Origin of the sequence: Nonomuraea sp. NPDC059007 (genome assembly GCF_042740555.1) — a bacterium.
In the GTDB taxonomy this organism is placed as follows: Bacteria; Actinomycetota; Actinomycetes; order Streptosporangiales; family Streptosporangiaceae; genus Nonomuraea.
Window position 1 is genome coordinate 129,288 of the sequence record NZ_JBHYJD010000014.1, and the last position, 17,987, is coordinate 147,274.

The window sequence follows — 17,987 nt, forward strand, 5'->3', positions numbered from 1 at the left end:
GGCTAACCTACTACAGCGTGTGAACTCAAGGAGACCTGCATGCCGCCGATCGCGGAACGCATCCGCACCCTCGCCTCCGGAGCCGGCGTCGCCAGGCTCACCCTCGACGGCGTCCCCTTCCCCGCCCGCGGCGGCGTGGACGAACAGGGCCGTCCCGTGCTGCTGGTAAAGCCGGGCGAGCGCCTGCACGGCCTGGAGGGCGACGCGGTGATCGCGGTCAACCTCACCGCCACCCGGCTGCTGGGCGCCGTCGAGCACCCCCGCGGGCTGGTCGAGGTGCAGGGGTGGGTGCTGGCCGTACCGGAGGAGGACACGCGCGCCGCCGCCGTCGCGGTCGCCGCCGCGTGCGCCGACGAGGACCTGTTCGAGGCCATCGAGCGGTACGGCGAGCCCGGCGCTCCCCGGCTCATGAGAATGGACGTCGCCCAGGTCGTCTACCTGACCGGCCAGGACTCCGGCGTGCTCGACGCCGACGAGTACCTGGAGGCCGAGCCCGACCCGCTGGCCGAGACCGCCGAACGGGTGCTCGCCCACCTGAACGAGTCGCACCGCGCGCAGCTCCAGGGCGCCGTGGCCGCGCACCTGGGCACGCCGGTCGGCGAGGCGTGGCTGTGGGAGCTGGACCGCTACGGCGCGACCGTACGCGTGGACGACACGCTGGTGCGCTTCCCGTGGCCCGTGCCCGCCCAGACCGGCACCTGCCTGGAGACCGCCCTGCGCGGGCTGATCTGCGCCTGCTGATGATATGAAGTGCTGAAGCGCACATGATCGGGAGGCCGCTTTGGACGCGTACACCCCCACCCCCGGCGACCGCTTCACCTTCGGCCTGTGGACCGTGGGCTGGCCGGCCCGCGACCCGTTCGGCGACGCCACGCGGGCGCCGCTCGACCCGGTGGAGAGCCTGCACCGCCTGGCCGAGCTCGGCGCCTACGGCGTGACCTTCCACGACGACGACCTGCTGGCCGTCGAACCCGACCGCGACCGGGCCGTGGCCGCGTTCACCAAGGCGCTGGCCGAGACCGGGCTCAAGGTGCCCATGGCCACGACGAACCTGTTCACGCACCCGGTCTTCAAGGACGGCGCGTTCACCAGCAACGACCGCGACATCCGCCGGTACGCGCTGCGCAAGGTCCGGCGCAACCTCGATCTGGCCGCCTCGCTCGGCGCGAGCGTGTACGTCTGCTGGGGCGGGCGCGAGGGCGCGGAGTCCGACGCGGCCAAGGACGTACGCTCGGCGCTGGCACGCTACAAGGAGGCGCTCGACCTGCTCTGCGATTACGTCGCCGAGCAGGGCTACGACCTGCGCTTCGCCATCGAGCCCAAGCCGAACGAGCCGCGTGGCGACATCCTGCTGCCGACGATCGGGCACGCGCTGGCGTTCATCGGCGAGCTGGAGCGCCCGGAGATGGTCGGTCTCAACCCCGAGGTCGGCCACGAGCAGATGGCCGGGCTCAGCTTCACCCACGGCATCGCGCAGGCCCTCTGGCACGGCAAGCTCTTCCACATCGACCTCAACGGCCAGCACGGCCCCCGGTACGACCAGGACCTGGTCTTCGGCCACGGCGACGTCAAGAACGCCTTCTTCCTCGTGGACCTGCTGGAGCACGGCGGCTACACCGGGCCCCGGCACTTCGACTACAAGCCCGCGCGCACCGAGGACGCCGAGGACGTGTGGGTCTCGGCCGCGGCCAACATGCGCACGTACCTGATCCTGCGGGAGAAGGCCCGCCGCTTCCGCGCCGACCCCGAGGTGCTGGAGGCGCTGCGCGACTCCCGGGTCGGGCAACTGGCCGAGCCGACGCTGGCGCCCGGCGAGACGCTGGCCACGCTGGAGGATCCCGGCTTCGACCTCGACGGCGCCGCGGCGCGCGGGCTGCACGCCTCGCGCCTCGGCCAGCTCGCGCTGGAGCATCTGCTCGGGGTGCGCTGATGCCGCTGGTGGCGGGCGTGGACTCCTCCACGCAGAGCTGCAAGGTGGTGGTGCTCGACGCCTCCTCCGGCCATCTGGTACGGCAGGGCCGGGCCGCTCACCCGGAGGGGACCTCGGTGGATCCGGCGGCCTGGTGGGAGGCGCTGGCCCTGGCCGTCCGCGAGGCGGGCGGGCTCGACGATGTGGCCGCCGTCGGGGTGGCCGGGCAGCAGCATGGGATGGTCTGCCTGGACGAGTCGGGAAATGTCGTGCGGGACGCGTTGTTGTGGAACGACACCCGCTCGGCCGGCGCCGCCCGCGATCTGGTCGGCGAGCTGGGCGGAGGCGCGGCCTGGGCCGAAGCGGTGGGGAGCGTGCCGCCGGCCTCGTTCACCGTCTCCAAGGTGCGGTGGCTGGCCGAGCACGAGCCGGAACACGCCCGGCGGACGGCCGCGGTGTGCCTGCCGCACGACTGGCTGACCTGGCGGTTGCTGGGCGACTCATCCCGGGCCGGTCTTCTGGCGGAACGGCGCCACACGCTTCCGCCGGAACGGCCCCACGCGCTGGAGCGGCTTACCACCGATCGGGGGGACGCGTCGGGGACCGGGTACTGGTCGCCGTTCACCGAGTCGTACCGGTATGACCTGCTGGAGCTGGCCATGGGGAGCCGTCCGGCGTTGCCCCGGGTGCTGGGACCGGCCGAGGCGGCCGGGGAGGCGGGCGGCCTGCTGGTCGCGGCGGGAACCGGTGACAACATGGCCGCCGCCCTCGGCCTCGGGCTGCGCCCCGGTGACGTGGTGGTGTCGATCGGCACCTCGGGGACCGCGTTCGCCGTCGCCGAGCGGCCCGGCGCGGATCCGGGCGGGGTGGTGGCCGGGTTCGCCGACGCCACGGGGCGTTTCCTGCCGCTGGTGTGCACGCTCAACGCCGCCCGCGTGCTGGAGGCCGCGGCCGCCATGCTCGGCGTCGGCCTCGCGCGCCTGGACTCGCTGGCCCTCGCGGCTCCTGGCGGGGCTGACGGGCTGGTGCTCGTGCCGTACCTGGAGGGTGAGCGCACCCCGAACCTGCCCGGCGCCACCGGCTCCCTGCACGGCCTCACCCTGCGTACCGCCACGCCCGGACACCTGGCCAGGGCCGCGGTCGAAGGGCTGCTCTGCCACCTGGCCGACGCGCTGGAGGCGCTGCCGGTCACGGGCGAACGCGTCCTGCTGATCGGCGGCGGGGCCGGATCGCGTGCGGTGCGGGAGATCGCTCCGGCCGTGTTCGGCCGCCCGGTGGCCGTGCCCGCGCCGCAGGAGTACGTGGCCAGGGGCGCCGCCCGCCAGGCCGCCTGGGCGCTGTCCGGCGCCCCCGCCCCACCGGACTGGCCTGCGCCGGGAACCACCGAGCACGAGGCGACCCCGCAACCGTCGATCCGCGAACGCTACCGGCACGCCCTCGGCCTCTAGAAGCCCCTGTGCCTGTGCGCTCGTTGGTGGCTTTGCGGCGGGTTCCGGGGAGTGTGGGGTACGGCAGGCGTCACGGCTGACCGCCTGCCGTACCCCGTGGAGCTTCTCACGCCCCACCCGCCCCCCGCACCCCTGGGGCCCCGAACCCGCGCGGGCGGCCAGGTGCGGCGAGCGCGAGGACAACGGCGGGGACCAGAGCGGTATGGGCTGGTGGGCGCACGGGCCGGACCTGTCCGCACCACGCCCGGCCCGCGCGGATCTACCAGAATGCCAGCCCTCGATCACGGCCCGCTGTGAGCCTTGTGTGTGCATTCGCTCCGCGAGTGACTACCATCGGCGGCTGTGAACGAGACGCGTCCTCGCGCGAGCCGGGCCCTGATGATCGCCGGAGTACTCCTTGGGGTGCTCCTGCTGGCGACGGCGGCCATCCTCTCCAGGGGCGCGCTCGGCGGAGCCTCCCTGAACGCCGTCGGCTGGCCGGGCTCCCCCGGCCATCCAGGCGACCCGGGCCAGAAGACCGCCCAAGCCGAGGCCACCCCCTCGTCCACGCCCCGCCCGTCCCGCGCGCACCCCACCCCCTCCCAGACCCACACCCACCCCCCGACCCCCGTAGTCGGCCAGCCTCCGACACGCACCCCCATGCGCCCCCGCGAGTCCCGCCGCCCCACGCCGGTGGCCCCGAGCCCGGCCGACACCAGCGCGAACTCCCCCGCCGACGTCACCCCCATCGGCCCCAGCGCCCAGACCACCGCCGCCCCGCCCCCCGTCACCCTCCCTCCCGCCGAACCCCACCCATCCGCCACCCCAACCCCCACCAAGACCAAACCCACCAAACCCAGGCCCACCAAGACCCGCACCCCGGGCAAGAAACCCGGCAACCAACCCCGCAACCGCTAACCACCCCAACAGCCTCAACCAACGCCGGCCCAGGGCAGCAGCTCGCCGAGCGGGGCGCGGGCCCGGCCCAGCAGGGCCCGGCGCATCACAACCTGGCCGGGCGCGACACGGCACAGCGCGCCCCGGAGCGCCCCGGCTCTGCGCGGCGGGGCCCAACCCCGAGCCGCCCAACCCCGAGCGGCACGACCCCGGGCGGCACGGCGCGACAGGCCTGCTGCGGCCCCGGGTGGCGCGGCGCGACAGGCCTGGGCGCCGGGTGGCGCGGCCGGCCTGGTGCGGCGGTCACGGCCGCGTGGCGGATGTTCACCACGTGGCGTGGTGGGCGTTCACCGCATCGCCTGGGCGCGCACCGGGCTGCGGGTGGCGGAGCGTGGAGCCGGTGGGCGGGGAGCGGGTTAGTCCATGGCTGCGGGACTGGCGGTGGTGGCTTGTGGCATTTGGCTGGGTGTGGGGGAGGGCGGGTGGGGGTGGGGTCGCGGGTGGGGGGTGGCTCTGGGATGATGGCGGGCACTATGCCTGCCTCCCTGCCGTTCCGTCTGGTGCGTGCCGTGGCGTTCGCCGCGGTGTGCGCGGGGCTGGGCATGGGCGCGCATGTCGTGGCCGGTGCCACCGTGGCGCTGCCCGGCGCGGTGGCGGCCATCGCGTTGTCGCTGCTGGCGGCGTTGCCGCTGACCGGGCGGGAACGTTCGGCCGGTGGGATTCTGGCGCTGCTGGTCGTGGTGCAGGCCGTTCTGCACGTGATGTTCTCCATGCTGCACGACGCGGCGCCGATGGCCGTCCAGGGCGGGCACGCGCACTCCGGGCTGGTGCCGGGGCTGGGCATGCTCGTGATGCACGGGTGGGCGATCGTTCTGACGGCGCTGTGGCTGTCGAAGGGCGAGGCCGCGCTGTGGGGACTGTTCCGCCGGGTGCTGGTGCGGCTCGGCCTGCTGCCCGCCGTACCCGTGATGGAAGGTCCTTCCGCTCCCGTACGGCACGCGGAGCCCCCCACTCCCCGCTCCGCCCTCCTGGAGCACACTCTCTCAGGCCGGGGCCCACCTCTCTTCCTCTCCGCCTGAACCCCTTCGCCCCGGGGCACACCTGACACGTTGCCTTCAAGCACGGCAACCGCTGTGGCCGGGCTGACGCGCGTCCGTGCCACGACCCGCTCAGAGGCCCCGGCAACGGACCGTGCCTGCATCGGCGACCCCTGGCCCGATCAGATCGGGCTCACCTGTCTGTGGCGGCGTGAGTCCTGTGCTCTGGGTGGCCCTGTAGCCGGGCGGAGGGCGTGTCGGGCCAGGCCCGCCATGGGTGTTGATTGCCCGAAATTTCTGGACCTTTGGAAGAGAGAGCTCATCATGCGTATTCGTCATGCCCTCCTGGCCGTCGTGGCCACCGCCGCGGTCGCCGCCTGCGGTGGACAGCAGGCCACCTCCGCCGCCCCCGTCGGCAACGCGCCCACCGGCGCCGCCTCCAGCCCCGCCTCTGACGCGCCCACCGGTACCGGCGGGGAGGCCACGCCCGGCGCCGCGGGCCCGCTGACCATCGCCGATCCCTGGATCAAGACCACGAAGAGCGGCATGACCGCCGCCTTCGGCACCATCGCCAATCCCTCCGCCGCCGCGATCACGATCGTCTCCGCCACCTCCACCGGCGCACCCACGGTGGAGCTTCACGAGACGGTCGGCGAGGGCACGCAGATGACCATGCGTCCCAAGGAGGGCGGCTTCACGATCCCGGCGGGCGGGAAGCTGGAGCTCAAGCCCGGTGGCGACCACATCATGCTGATGGACGTCACCACCCCGGTGAAGCCGGGCTCCGAGGTGGGCTTCACGCTGACGTTCAAGGACGGCGGCACGATGGAGTTCAAGGCCGTGGGCAAGGACTTCGCCGGCGCCAACGAGAAGTACCAGCCCGGCCATGAGTGACGGCGAGCGTCCTGCCGGGATCTCCCGCCGCCGCCTGCTCGCCGGTGGCGCGGCGGCGGGTGGCCTGGTCGCGACGGGTACGCTCGCCGCGGGTCTCCCGGCCGACGCCCAGGTCGCCAACGACTCCGCCGCGGGCCGGTCGGGTCAGGCCACGGCCGGGCGGACGGGAGCGGGGCACACCGGTGCGGGTCAGGCCGCGGCGGGGCAGGTCACCGCCGAGCCGATCGGAACCGGCGCGGCCACGGGGCAACCCGCCGCCCCGCAGGGCGTCGACGGCACGGCCGTGGAGCCGTTCCATGGGGCCCGGCAGGCGGGTGTCGCCACCACGCCCCAGGCCCACGCCGCCTTCGCCGGGCTCGATCTGCGCAAGGGCGTCGGCAGGGAGGCGCTCGGCAGGCTGATGCGGCTGCTCACCGACGACGCCCGGCGGCTCACCCAGGGCCGCGGCGCGCTGGCCGACACCGAGCCCGAGCTGGCGGCGCTGCCCGCGCGGCTGACGGTAACGTTCGGGTTCGGGCCGGGGCTGTTCCGGGCGGCGGGCGTCAAGGGCGGGCCGGAGCAGCTGCCGAGGTTCTCGGTGGACCGGCTGGAGGACCGGTGGTCGGGGGGCGATCTGCTGCTGCAGATCTGCTGCGACGATCCGGTCACGCTGGCCCACGCGCTGCGCATGATCGTGAAGGACACCGCGTCGTTCACGAAGGTCAGGTGGGTGCAGCGCGGGTTCCGGCAGGCGGTGCAGCGGCCGGGGCTGACCCAGCGCAATCTCATGGGGCAGCTCGACGGGACGGTCAACCCCACGCCGGGGACGCCGGAGTTCGAGCGGGCCGTGTGGATCACGGACGGGCCGCTGGCCGGTGGCACCATGCTGGTTCTGCGGCGGATCCGGATGCTCATGGACTCCTGGGACGCCGCGGACCGGGTGGCCAAGGAGTTCACGGTGGGGCGGCGGCTGGACAACGGCGCCCCGCTGAGCGGGCGGGCCGAGCATGACGAGGCCGACTTCGCCAAGGTCAACGCGATCGGCTTCCCGGTGATCTCGGAGTACGCGCACATCCGGCGGGCGCACACCCAGGACCCGGGGCTGCGGATGTTCCGCCGCGTGTACAACTACGACGACGGGGACACCGGGCTGTTGTTCGCCGCCTACCAGGCGGACGTGGCGCGGCAGTTCACGCCGGTGCAGCGCCGCCTGGCCAAGGCCGATCTGCTCAACGAGTGGACGACGCCGATCGGGTCCGCGGTCTTCTACGTCCCGCCGGGCTGCGAGGAGTCCGGCTGGGTGGGCCAGGGCCTGCTGGGCTGACGCAAAGGAGCTGGCGTAAAGGAGCTGGCGTAAAGGACCGGCTCATGGGCCGGAAGAGTAGGGCGACTCCCCGTGAGGAGCCCTATTCTTCCGGCATGGAGATCTGGATCAACCCCGCCTGCTCGAAGTGCCGGTCGGCGATCTCCCTGCTGGACGCCGAGCAGGCCGAGTACACCGTCCGCCGCTACCTGGACGACCCGCCCACCGAGGCGGAGATCCGCGAGGTGCTCTCCCGCCTCGGCCTGGAGCCCTGGGACATCACCCGCACCGGCGAGGACGCCGCCGGGGACATGGCCTCCTGGCCCCGCGATCCGGGCAGCCGCGACCGGTGGATCCGGGCGCTGGCCGAGCACCCGATCCTGATCCAGCGCCCCATCATCACCGCCGACGACGGCCACGCGGTGATCGGCCGGACGGAGGAGTCCGTCCGCTCCGTCCTCCCGCCACGATGATCACCGCCGCGGGAGCCGCGGCGGTGATCACAGCCTGTCGGGCTATTGGATCGGGACCTGCAGTTCCCGGAACCCGGCGATCTTGACGCTCAGCCCCGAGGCCCCGTCCGGCAGTGCGAACAGCCCCCAGAACTCCCGCTTCTGCCCCGGCGCGAACTTCTCGGTGCCCAGCCGGACCCCGGAGACGCCGCTGCACGCGCAGTACGATCCCGGGTCGTCACCGGTCTGGACCTCGATGCGGCCGGGCAGGTACCGGCGGCGGTCCGCCTGATCGGTGAGGACGACCGCGCTGGCGGACTGGTACTTGTACGACTGCCAGTCCTGGCCGTCGTGCAGGTCGTTGTACCACGCCTCCGCCGTGCCCTCGTTGGCGATCGTGTAGGTGAGCAGGCCGAGCCCGCCCGGCAGCCGGCGCAGCCCGGTGACCTCCATGGCGATGGGCTGGCCGTCGGCCTTGGTGGTGCCCGTCAGGTCGTCGCCGGGGCCCACGGTGGAGACGACGTCCTGGGAGGGGGACGGCCGCGCGGCGGCCCGCGGCTTGGCGAAGGTCACCGTGACCCGCCGGTTGCGCCGCTTGCCCTCGTCGGTGTCGTTGCTGTACAGGGGGCGGCGGGAGCCGTACCCCTTGGTCTGAAAGGCGACGCCGTCGCGCGTCAGCAGCGGCGCGAGCGCGGCCTTCACGGCCTGGGCGCGGCGCGCGGACAGCGGGTCGTTGATGGCGTCGTTGCCGGAGGAGTCGGCGTGGCCCTCGACCTTGACCTCGGTGGCGGGCGAGGCCTCGATGAGCTTGGCGGTACGCGCGAGCACCGCCTTGGCCCGCGAGGTGAGCACCGCCTTGTCCACGGCGAACAGCACGTCGGATGACAGGTTCACCCGGAGGTCCTTGCCGTCGTCCGCGGTCTCCTCGGTCCTGTCGTTCGACTCCGACGGCAGCACGACGCGGTGGACGAGCGGGGTGACGGGCTCGGCGTCGGGGTCGGGGAAGTCGCCCTGCGGCGGGTCGTCGCTGACGGGGACGTTGAGCATGGGCGGGGCCAGCGGGGTGACGACGGTCGCGGTCTGCTGGTCGCCGCTGGGGGCGGGCATGACGGCGTAGAGGGAGATCGAGGCGCCCGGCTTGATGAAGTAGCCGATGTCGTCGCGCTTCTCGTCGGTGCAGAGGCAGGGGCTGCCCTCGGGCTTGTACGGCAGGATCCAGGTCCGGGCTTGCTCGTCGAGCACGCCGATGCCGGAGGCCCACCTGATCGCGCCGAGCTTGCGGGTCTCGTCGCCCATCGCGCCGGTCCAGGTGAGGTCCTTGTCCGCACCGGTGTTCGTGAGGCGGATCTGGACCACCAGATGCTTGGCCTTGAGCCGGTTGAGCCCGACCACTTCGACCTTGAGGTCGGGGGTCATGGTGCTGCGGGTCTCGGCCAGGGCGGGGCGGTCATCGCTCGTGGCGGAGGGGGTGACCGCGGGCGTCGTCGTCGCCGGGGTGGTGGCGGGGGTCGCCTCGGGGGCCTTCGTGGGGGGCGGCGCGGCCTGCTGCGGTTGGGGCAGCATCCCGCAGCCGGTGGTGGCCAGCGTCAGGACGGCGGCCAGGGCCAGGATCCGGTTAGACATGGCGGAGATTGTGCCATGACCGAAACACCAAACTATTCGAAAAGGGTACTTTCAGCTCAGGGCGTCGTCCACGGCATCCGGTGACAGAACGTGGTCCAGGACCATCACCGCGCAGCCGGTGATGCCCGCCCCCGCGCCCATCCTGCTCGCCTCGATCCGCAGCGTGCGGGTGGCGAGGGCGGTGGAGCGCCGGTAGACGACCTCGCGGATGCTGGACACCAGGGGACCGAACGTCTCGGCCACGTCGCCGCCCAGCACCACCACCGACGGGTTGAGGATGTTGACCGCGGAGGCCAGCACCTCGCCGATGCGCCGGCCCGCCTCGCGTACCGTCGCCATCGTCTGGGCGTCGCCGGCCCGCACGAGCGCGGTGACGTCCTCGATGGTCTTGACGTCCTTGCCCGCGGCGCGCAGGTCGCGCAGCAGCGCGGTGCCGCTGGCCACCGAGTCGACGCAGTCGATGTTGCCGCACCGGCACAGCACACCGCCGCCGTCGCGTACGGGGATGTGGCCGATCTCCCCCGCCGCGCCGAGGGCGCCGCGCAGGATCTCGCCGCCGGAGATGATCCCGGCGCCGATCCGGGTGGAGATCTTCACGAACATGAGGTCGGTGACGTTCGCGTGGGCGCCGCGGTGCTCGCCGATGGCCAGGACGTTCACGTCGTTGTCGACCAGCACGGGCACGTCGAAGCGGGCCCTGATCAGCGGCGGGATGACCACGCCCGTCCAGGAGGCCATGACCCGGGCGCTCTCGGTGCGCCCCTGGGCGAACTCGACGGTCGCCGGCACGCCCATGCCCACGCCGCGGACCCGCGAGCGCGGGGTGTCGCCGAGCAGTTCGTCCCAGGTGTCCATGAGCAGCGGCAGCACGACGTCGGGCCCCTGCTCGACGTCGATGTGGAAGCGCCGTGCGGCCAGTTCCGCGCCGGACAGGTCACACACCGCCACCCGGGTACGGCTGGCGCCGAGCGCGGCCACCAGCACCACGCCGCCCCCGGCGTTGAACTCCAGCCTGACCGGCGGCCGCCCGCCGGTGGAGGGCGCGTCGGTGCGCTCCACCACGAGGCCGCGCTCGATCAGCTCGCCCACCCGCAACTGCACGGCAGGCCGGGACAGTCCCGTGACCCGGCCGAGGTCCGCTCGCGTCACGGCCTCTCCGGTGCGGATGAGCCGCAGGAACTCGCCACTGGTGGCGAGGGGCGCGGCGGTACGTCGAGGCATCGACTTAGTGAATCACACCTGCTTAAGTCATGAACAGTCCCGACTTTCTTATCTCAAATAGCAAAACTCGGGTTGTGCACGACCCAAACTCTGGCTAATGTCCGTTCTGTCCTTGCTTGGCTGATCATCGGAGCTCGTGTCGTGTCCCCCCTCTCGTCTCCCGCCGCCGTCCACGCCGCCGACCTCGTCGTTTTCGGCGGGACCGGCGACCTGTCCATGCGCAAGCTGATCCCGGCGCTGTACCACAGCGACAGGGACGGCCGCCTGGCGCCAGAGACCCGCGTCATCGCCATGTCCCGGGGCGGGCTCACCGACGCCGACTTCCGGGGCAAGGTCGACGCCGAGGTACGCGACCAGGTCCCCGTCGACGACCCGGCCGTCTGGCAGCGCTTCCTGGGCCGCCTGCACCACGTGTCGGTGGACGTCGGCGGCCCTTCCGGCAACCCGGACAAGTCCGGCTGGGCCGAGCTGTCGAAGCAGCTCGCCGGGCACGAGCAGCGTGACCGCGTCTTCTACCTGGCCAGCCCGCCGATGACGTTCGGCCCGTTCTGCCGCGAACTGCACGAGGCCGGCCTGGTCACCCCGCAGTCGCGGGTGGTGCTGGAGAAGCCGCTCGGCCGCGACCTGCCCAGCGCACAGCGCATCAACGACGAGGTCGGCGCGATCTTCGACGAGCACCAGATCTTCCGCATCGACCACTACCTCGGCAAGGAGACCGTGCAGAACCTGCTCGTGCTCCGCTTCGCCAACGCCTTCCTCGAGCCGATCTGGAACTCCCTCTGGATCGACCACGTGCAGATCACCGTCGCCGAGACCGTCGGCACGCCCGGCCGCCGCGGCTACTACGACCAGGCGGGCGCGCTGCGCGACATGGTCCAGAACCACCTGCTGCAACTGCTCACGCTCACCGCGATGGAGCCCCCGGCGCGCAACGACCGCGAGGCCATCCGCGACGAGAAGGTGAAGGTGCTGCAGGCGCTGCGCCCCATCCAGGAGGGCAGCGAGGTCGACCGCTTCACGGTCCGCGGCCAGTACACGGCTGCGTCCAATGCGCCCGAGTCCGGCGCGGCGGGACCGATGGTCGGCTACCTCGACGAGCCCGCCTCCACCCCGCCCACCGAGGACTCCAAGCGGGTCGAGACGTTCACCGCCATCCGCGCCGAGATCAAGAACTGGCGCTGGGCGGGCGTGCCGTTCTACCTGCGCACCGGCAAGCGCATGCCGCGTCGCGTCTCGGAGATCGTGGTGCAGTTCAAGGACGTGCCGCACTCCATCTACCCCGGCGGCTCGCCCAACCGCCTGGTGCTGCGCCTGCAGCCGGAAGAGGGCATCGAGCTGCACATCATGGCCAAGGAGCCGGGCGCGGGCGAGACCACGCTCAAGCCGGTGCCGCTGTCGCTGAGCTTCGGCGAGACCTTCACCGCCCGCGTCCCCGAGGCCTACGAGCGCCTCCTGACCGACGTGCTGGCCGGCAACCCGACGCTGTTCATGCGCCGCGACGAGGTCGAGGCCGCCTGGCGCTGGATCGACCCGATCCTGGCGGCCTGGGAGTCCTCTCCCGAACCGCCGGAGCCCTACCCCGCGGGCACCGCCGGCCCCGCGGGCGCCCACGAACTGCTCGGCCGCAGCGGCCGGGCCTGGCACGAGGAGGCGTGATGACCAACCGGGAGATCCAGGAGATCACTGACCGGATCGCCGAGCGCAGCGCCGCCAGCCGTACCGCCTATCTGGCGCGCGTCCGCCGCGACGGCGAGGCCGCCCGCGCCCAGGGCCCCGCCCGCGCGCACCTCGGCTGCGCGAACCTCGCGCACGGCTTCGCGGCCGCCTCCGCCGAGGACAAGCCCCTCCTCCGCGGTACGGCCAAGCCCGGCATCGCCATCGTCACCAGCTACAACGACATGCTCAGCGCCCACCAGCCGTACGAGACCTACCCGCCGGAGCTGAAGAGGGCGGTGCGCGCGGCCGGCGGCGTGGCGCAGGTCGCGGGCGGCGTGCCGGCCATGTGCGACGGCATCACCCAGGGCCGCGCCGGCATGGAGCTGTCGCTCTACAGCCGCGACGTGATCGCCATGTCCACGGCCATCGCGCTGTCGCACGACATGTTCGACGCCTCGCTGCTGCTGGGCGTCTGCGACAAGATCGTGCCGGGCCTGTTCATCGGCGCGCTGCACTTCGGGCACCTGCCGGCGATCTTCGTCCCGGCCGGTCCGATGGCCTCCGGGCTGCCGAACAAGGTCAAGGCGCGCACCCGGCAGCTGTTCGCCGAGGGCAAGGTCGGCCGCACGGAGCTGCTGGAGGCCGAGGCCGCCTCCTACCACTCCCCCGGCACCTGCACCTTCTACGGCACCGCCAACTCCAACCAGGCGCTCATGGAGGTCATGGGCCTGCACCTGCCCGGCTCCACGTTCGTCAACCCGCACACCGAGCTGCGTCACGCCCTGACCGAGGCGGCCGGGCGGCGGGCCGTGGAGATCACCGCGCACGGCTCCGAGTACACCCCGATCGGCGAGCTCGTCGACGAGAAGTCGATCGTCAACGCCTGCGTGGCGCTGCTGGCCACCGGCGGCTCCACCAACCACACGCTGCACCTGGTGGCCATGGCCGCCGCCGCGGGCATCGTGCTGACCTGGGACGACCTGGCCTGCCTGTCGAAGGTCGTGCCGTCGCTGACCAAGATCTACCCCAACGGCCAGGCGGACGTGAACCACTTCCGCGACGCCGGTGGCATGCAGGTGCTCATCGGCGACCTGCTCGACCACGGGCTGCTGCACGGCGACGTGCTGACCGTGGCCGGGCGCGGGCTCGACCACTACCGCTCGGCCCCGTCGCTGAAGGACGGCGCGCTGGTCTGGGAGGAGCGCACCGAGGGCAGCTCCGACCTCGGCGTGCTGGCGCCGGTGTCGGCGCCGTTCGCGGCCGACGGCGGGATCCACATGGTCGAGGGCAACCTCGGCTGCGCCGTCAGCAAGGTGTCGGCGGTCAAGCCGGAGCACCTGGTCATCGAGGCACCGGCCAAGGTCTTCGACGACCAGCTCGAACTGCTGGCCGCCTTCGAGGCCGGCGCGCTGGACGGGCAGGACTTCGTGGCCGTCATCCGCTACCAGGGGCCCTCGGCCAACGGCATGCCCGAGCTGCACAAGCTGACGCCGCCGCTGGCCGTCCTGCTCGATCGGGGGCAGAACGTGGCGATCGTCACCGACGGCCGGATGTCCGGCGCGTCGGGGAAGGTTCCGGCGGCCATCCACCTGTCGCCGGAGGCCGCCGACGGCGGGGCCATCGCGCTCGTGCGCGAGGGCGACGTCATCCGGCTCGACTCCGCCGCCGGGACCCTGGAGGTGCTGGCGGACCTGTCGGGACGCGAACCGCAGGGGCGGGCGCTGAGCGACGCCGAGTGGGTGGGGACGGGACGTGAGCTGTTCGCCGCCTTCCGGCGGATGGCCGGGCCGGCCGAGTACGGGGCCGGGGTCTTCGGGGTGAGCGGGGCCGAGCAGCCCGAGCACGGGCCTGGCCTGGGCTTCGCCGCGCCGGCCGGGGCCGCGCACGCGGAGGCCACGCCGTCCCGGCTGAAGGTCATGGAAGAGCACGCCCGCCACGCCGCGGAGCACGCCGGTGGGTGAGCTGCCGTGGCTGGTCGCCGACGTCGGCGGCACCAATGCCAGGTTCGGGCTGGTCACCGCGCCGGGCGAGGCTCCCTCGCACGTCGCGGTGCTGGCCGGGGCCGATCACGCGAGCCTTCCGGATGCCGTAGCCGCCTATCTCGCGGACCACGCGGGCGGAGTGCGGCCGGGGGCGGCGTGCGTGGCGGTCGCGGGACCGATCGGCGGTGACTCCTACCAGCTGACGAACCTGCCGTGGTCGGGGTCGGTCAGGGACCTGGGCGTGCCGTACGCGGTGCTGCTCAACGACTTCGAGGCGCTGGCCGTGTCCCTGCCCCACCTGGGCGCGGACGACCTGGCCGACCTCGGCGGGCCGGTGCCGGGCGACGGGATCAAGGCGGTGCTCGGGCCGGGGACCGGGCTCGGGGTGGCCGGGCTGGTGCCGGCCGACCATGGCTGGATCCCGGTGCCGGGCGAGGGCGGCCACGTCAGCGTCCCGGTGCACGACGAGCGCGAGCAGGAGATCGTCGCCGCGCTGCGCGCGCAGGGGTTGCGGCACGTCGAGGCCGAGCACGTCCTGTCCGGCCCCGGGCTGGCGCGCCTGTACCGGGCGCTGGCGCTGGTCAACGGCGCCGCCCCCGAGGACGGGCTGAGCGCCGCGGAGATCGTCGCCCGCGCCGGCGACCCGCTGTGCGCCGAGACCGTGGACGTCTTCTGCGCCATGCTCGGGACGTTCGCCGGGAACGTCGCGCTCACCCTGGGCGCCAGGGGCGGCGTCTACATCGGCGGCGGCGTGCTCCCCCGTATCGTGGAGCGCGTGCGAGCCAGCGCCTTCCGCCGGCGGTTCGCCGCCAGTCCCAGCATGTCCGGGTACCTGTCGTCGATCGCCACCACGCTGATCGTCGCGCCGCAGCCGGCGCTGACGGGGGCGGCGGCCTGGCTGACCCAGCAGCTTTCGAGGAGAAGTGTCTATGAGCCTGCTTGATCTCGCCCCTGTCGTGCCCGTCGTGGTGATCGACGACGTGGAGACGGCGGTCCCGCTCGCGCGGGCGCTCGTCGCGGGCGGGCTTCCGGTCATCGAGGTGACCCTGCGTACGGCTGCCGCCCTGGAGTCGATCGCGCGCATCGCGGCGGAGGTTCCGGACGCGGTGATCGGCGCCGGGACCATCCGGTCGGCGGCCGACATCGCGGCGGCCGTCGGGGCGGGGTCGAAGTTCCTGGTCTCGCCCGGTACGACCCCGGCGCTGGCCGAGGCGCTGCTGGGGTCCGGCGTGCCGTTCCTGCCGGGGGCGGCGACCGCTTCCGAGGTCATGGCGCTGGCGGAGCGGGGTGTCAAGGAGCTCAAGTTCTTCCCGGCCGAGGCGGCGGGCGGCCTGCCGTACCTGAAGAGCCTGGCGGGGCCGCTGCCGGACGTGCGGTTCTGCCCGACCGGCGGGATCAGGCCGGCCACCGCCCCCGACTACCTGGCGCTCCCGAACGTGGGCTGTGTGGGCGGCACGTGGCTCACGCCCGCCGACGCCCTGGCCGCGGGCGACTGGGCGCGGGTGGAGAAGCTCGCCGCGGAAGCGGCCGCGCTGCGTCCCTGAAGGATCAGCCGAGGCGGGCCAGGGCGGCGGAGATGGCCTGGGCGGCGCCTCTGACGGAGATGCCGAGGCGGGCCAGGGGCAGGGCGACCGCCGGTCCGGCCACCGAGATCGACATGGCCACCTTGCCCGCGGCGTCGAACACCGGCGCCGCCACGCAGGCCACCCCGTCGGCGAACTCCTCCTGGGCGTAGGCGACGCCGTAGTGGCGTACGCGGGCGAGTTCGCGGTCCAGGCCGGTCAGGCTGGTGATCGTGCGGCGGGTCAGGCGCGGCGGGCTGCCCTGGTCGGCCAGCGACTGGCGTAGCCCGGAGTCGTAGGCGAGCAGCGTCTTGCCGATGGCCGTGCAGTGCAGCGGCGCCCGGTCCACGCCGTCGGAGGGCGAGGCGACTCGGTTGTGGCCGTAGACCCGCTCGACGTACTCGGCTTCCAGGCCCGACAGCACGGCCAGGTTGACCGTCTGGCGGGTGGTCTCGTACAGGTACAGCAGGTACGGCAGGACGGCCCGCCTGGTCCCGGGGATGCGGCCCCGGGCGTCGCCGAGCCGGGCGAGCAGGTCGCCGACGAGGTAGTCGGTGCCGGCCCGTTTGGCCAGGGACCGCGAGCACAGGACCGCGAGGATCCGGTGGGCGGTCGACTTGGGCAGGCCGGTGTTCCTGCACAGTTGCGACAGGCTGATCGGCTGCGCCGCGGCGCTGAGCGAGAAGAGGATGTCGATCCCCTTCTCCAGGCTGCCCGGCTGGGCGGCCTCCGGTGCGCGCCGGTGCTGCACGATCGACTTCCCCGGCATGTCCACCATCCTCATCCTCGCCAAGGAGAAGGAAGGGCTTCCCCCGGGGTGCGATCCATGGTTTCGGGTTTACCCGAACCAGGGATCAAGCACACCGTCCTTGCTAACGATTGTGAAACCTTCTGACCTGGCCGTTTGACGGGGAATAGGTGGGGAAGGGCGTGATTTATCCCCCACCAGAGGGCTGGTGTCGCCCATGCCCATCCCGTTTCCCTTCCTTGGCCGTGACCTGGCGGTGGATCTCGGCACCGCCAACACTCTCGTCTACGTCCGAGACCGCGGCATCGTGCTCGACGAGCCGTCCGTCGTGGCGATCAACACCCGCACCGACAAGATCGTCGCCGTCGGCGGCGACGCCAAGCAGATGATCGGCCGCACCCCCGGCTACATCGTCGCCATCCGCCCGCTCAGGGACGGTGTGATCACCGACCTGGAGGTCGCCGAGCGCATGTTGCGCTCCTTCATCCAGAAGGTCCACCGCCGCCGCTACATCGTCCGCCCCCGCGTCGTGGTCGCCGTGCCCAGCGGCACCACCGGCGTCGAGCAACGCGCCGTCAAAGAGGCCTGTTACGAGGCCGGCGCCCGCCAGGTCTACCTCATCGAGGAGCCGATGGCCGCCGCGATAGGCGCCGGCCTGCCCGTGCACGAGCCGGCCGGCAGCATGGTCGTCGACGTGGGCGGCGGCACCACCGAGGTGGCCGTGATCTCGCTCGGCGGCATCGTCAGCTCCACCTCCATCCGGGTCGGCGGCGACGAGCTCGACCAGGCGATCATCGCCCACACCAAGAAGGAACACGGCCTCATGCTCGGCGAGCGCACCGCCGAGCAGCTCAAGATGAACATCGGCTCCGCCTACCCCGACGGAGACGACCCGATGGCCGAGATCCGCGGCCGCGACCTGGTCAGCGGTCTGCCCAAGACCGTCCCGGTGAGCGCCGCAGAGATCCGTGCGGCGCTGGCCGAGCCGGTCAACGCCATCGTCGAAGCGGTCCAGGCCACGCTGGACGAGTGCCCGCCCGAACTGTCGGGCGACCTCATGGACAGCGGCATCGCCCTCACCGGCGGCGGAGCGAAGCTGCTCGGGCTCGACCGGCGGCTGTCGGAGGCCACCGGCATGCCGATCAAGCTGGTGGAGAACCCGCTGCAGTCGGTGGTGCTCGGCTCCGGCCGGTGCGTGGAGGAGTTCGGCCGCCTGAAGGACGTCTTCGTACCGGAGACCCGTCGCTGATCTGGAAGGAGGCGACCTGCGGATGCGCTCGGGGGCCGCCGGGGAGGA

General features: G+C 72.9%; 16 protein-coding genes. 13 read left to right on the forward strand and 3 right to left on the reverse strand.

Going from position 1 to position 17,987, the window contains the following annotated elements; translation table 11 throughout:
* The first annotated feature begins 39 nt into the window (after positions 1-39).
* From ACFWY5_RS24345 to ACFWY5_RS24380, 8 genes are all read left to right on the forward strand, one after another.
* Complete coding sequence (locus ACFWY5_RS24345) at positions 40-741, forward strand: DUF2470 domain-containing protein (RefSeq protein WP_379634525.1); 702 nt, start codon at positions 40-42, stop codon at positions 739-741.
* A gap of 40 nt (positions 742-781) precedes the next feature.
* Positions 782-1,930 carry a xylose isomerase gene (gene xylA, locus ACFWY5_RS24350; RefSeq protein WP_379634527.1) on the forward strand — a complete coding sequence of 383 codons (1,149 nt, stop codon included), beginning with the start codon at positions 782-784 and terminating at the stop codon, positions 1,928-1,930.
* Entirely contained in the window at positions 1,930-3,357 is a 1,428-nt protein-coding gene (locus ACFWY5_RS24355; RefSeq protein ID WP_379634528.1) for a xylulokinase, read from the forward strand. Before xylA ends, ACFWY5_RS24355 begins: the two co-directional genes overlap by 1 nt.
* A 342-nt stretch (positions 3,358-3,699) precedes the next feature.
* Positions 3,700-4,254, forward strand: a complete 555-nt coding sequence (locus ACFWY5_RS24360; protein WP_379616418.1) for a hypothetical protein — start codon at positions 3,700-3,702, stop codon at positions 4,252-4,254.
* Between the two features lie 512 nt (positions 4,255-4,766).
* Positions 4,767-5,312, forward strand: coding sequence for an MFS transporter (locus ACFWY5_RS24365; protein ID WP_379634530.1), 546 nt, complete (start codon positions 4,767-4,769; stop codon positions 5,310-5,312).
* A 282-nt stretch (positions 5,313-5,594) separates the two neighbouring features.
* Positions 5,595-6,164, forward strand: a complete 570-nt coding sequence (locus tag ACFWY5_RS24370) for a copper chaperone PCu(A)C (RefSeq protein WP_379634532.1) — start codon at positions 5,595-5,597, stop codon at positions 6,162-6,164.
* Positions 6,157-7,467: a Dyp-type peroxidase gene (locus tag ACFWY5_RS24375; protein ID WP_379634534.1), complete on the forward strand. Its 1,311-nt coding sequence runs from the start codon at positions 6,157-6,159 to the stop codon at positions 7,465-7,467. Before ACFWY5_RS24370 ends, ACFWY5_RS24375 begins: the two co-directional genes overlap by 8 nt.
* Before the next feature lie 95 nt (positions 7,468-7,562).
* The gene (locus tag ACFWY5_RS24380; RefSeq protein WP_379616425.1) at positions 7,563-7,919 is read left to right on the forward strand and encodes an ArsC/Spx/MgsR family protein; all 357 of its coding nucleotides are present in this window, start codon (positions 7,563-7,565) and stop codon (positions 7,917-7,919) included.
* Between the two features lie 42 nt (positions 7,920-7,961).
* On the opposite strand, the gene ACFWY5_RS24385 is transcribed toward ACFWY5_RS24380, so the two are convergent.
* Together ACFWY5_RS24385 and ACFWY5_RS24390 are read right to left on the reverse strand one after the other, a co-directional pair.
* Positions 7,962-9,521, reverse strand: coding sequence for an OmpA family protein (locus ACFWY5_RS24385; RefSeq protein WP_379616427.1), 1,560 nt, complete (start codon positions 9,519-9,521; stop codon positions 7,962-7,964).
* 51 nt (positions 9,522-9,572) lie between these two features.
* Entirely contained in the window at positions 9,573-10,742 is a 1,170-nt protein-coding gene (locus tag ACFWY5_RS24390) for an ROK family transcriptional regulator (protein ID WP_184963984.1), read from the reverse strand.
* A 141-nt stretch (positions 10,743-10,883) separates the two neighbouring features.
* Between ACFWY5_RS24390 and zwf the strand changes: the two genes are divergently transcribed.
* Genes zwf through eda form a run of 4 tightly spaced genes read left to right on the forward strand, consistent with a single transcriptional unit; the run spans position 10,884 to position 15,924 of the window.
* Positions 10,884-12,398, forward strand: a complete 1,515-nt coding sequence (zwf, locus tag ACFWY5_RS24395; protein ID WP_379634536.1) for a glucose-6-phosphate dehydrogenase — start codon at positions 10,884-10,886, stop codon at positions 12,396-12,398.
* Complete coding sequence (gene edd / locus ACFWY5_RS24400; RefSeq protein ID WP_379616432.1) at positions 12,398-14,359, forward strand: phosphogluconate dehydratase; 1,962 nt, start codon at positions 12,398-12,400, stop codon at positions 14,357-14,359. The genes zwf and edd overlap by 1 nt, the downstream gene beginning before the upstream one ends.
* On the forward strand, positions 14,352-15,323 hold the full coding sequence (gene glk / locus ACFWY5_RS24405; protein ID WP_379616434.1) for a glucokinase: 972 nt from the start codon (positions 14,352-14,354) through the stop codon (positions 15,321-15,323). The genes edd and glk overlap by 8 nt, the downstream gene beginning before the upstream one ends.
* The gene (gene eda / locus ACFWY5_RS24410; RefSeq protein ID WP_379634539.1) at positions 15,310-15,924 is read left to right on the forward strand and encodes a bifunctional 4-hydroxy-2-oxoglutarate aldolase/2-dehydro-3-deoxy-phosphogluconate aldolase; all 615 of its coding nucleotides are present in this window, start codon (positions 15,310-15,312) and stop codon (positions 15,922-15,924) included. Before glk ends, eda begins: the two co-directional genes overlap by 14 nt.
* 4 nt (positions 15,925-15,928) lie before the next feature.
* On the opposite strand, the gene ACFWY5_RS24415 is transcribed toward eda, so the two are convergent.
* On the reverse strand, positions 15,929-16,711 hold the full coding sequence (locus ACFWY5_RS24415; RefSeq protein ID WP_379616438.1) for an IclR family transcriptional regulator: 783 nt from the start codon (positions 16,709-16,711) through the stop codon (positions 15,929-15,931).
* A 196-nt stretch (positions 16,712-16,907) separates the two neighbouring features.
* On the opposite strand from ACFWY5_RS24415, the gene ACFWY5_RS24420 reads away from it, so the two are divergent.
* Entirely contained in the window at positions 16,908-17,939 is a 1,032-nt protein-coding gene (locus ACFWY5_RS24420; RefSeq protein WP_379616440.1) for a rod shape-determining protein, read from the forward strand.
* The last annotated feature ends 48 nt before the right edge of the window (positions 17,940-17,987 follow it).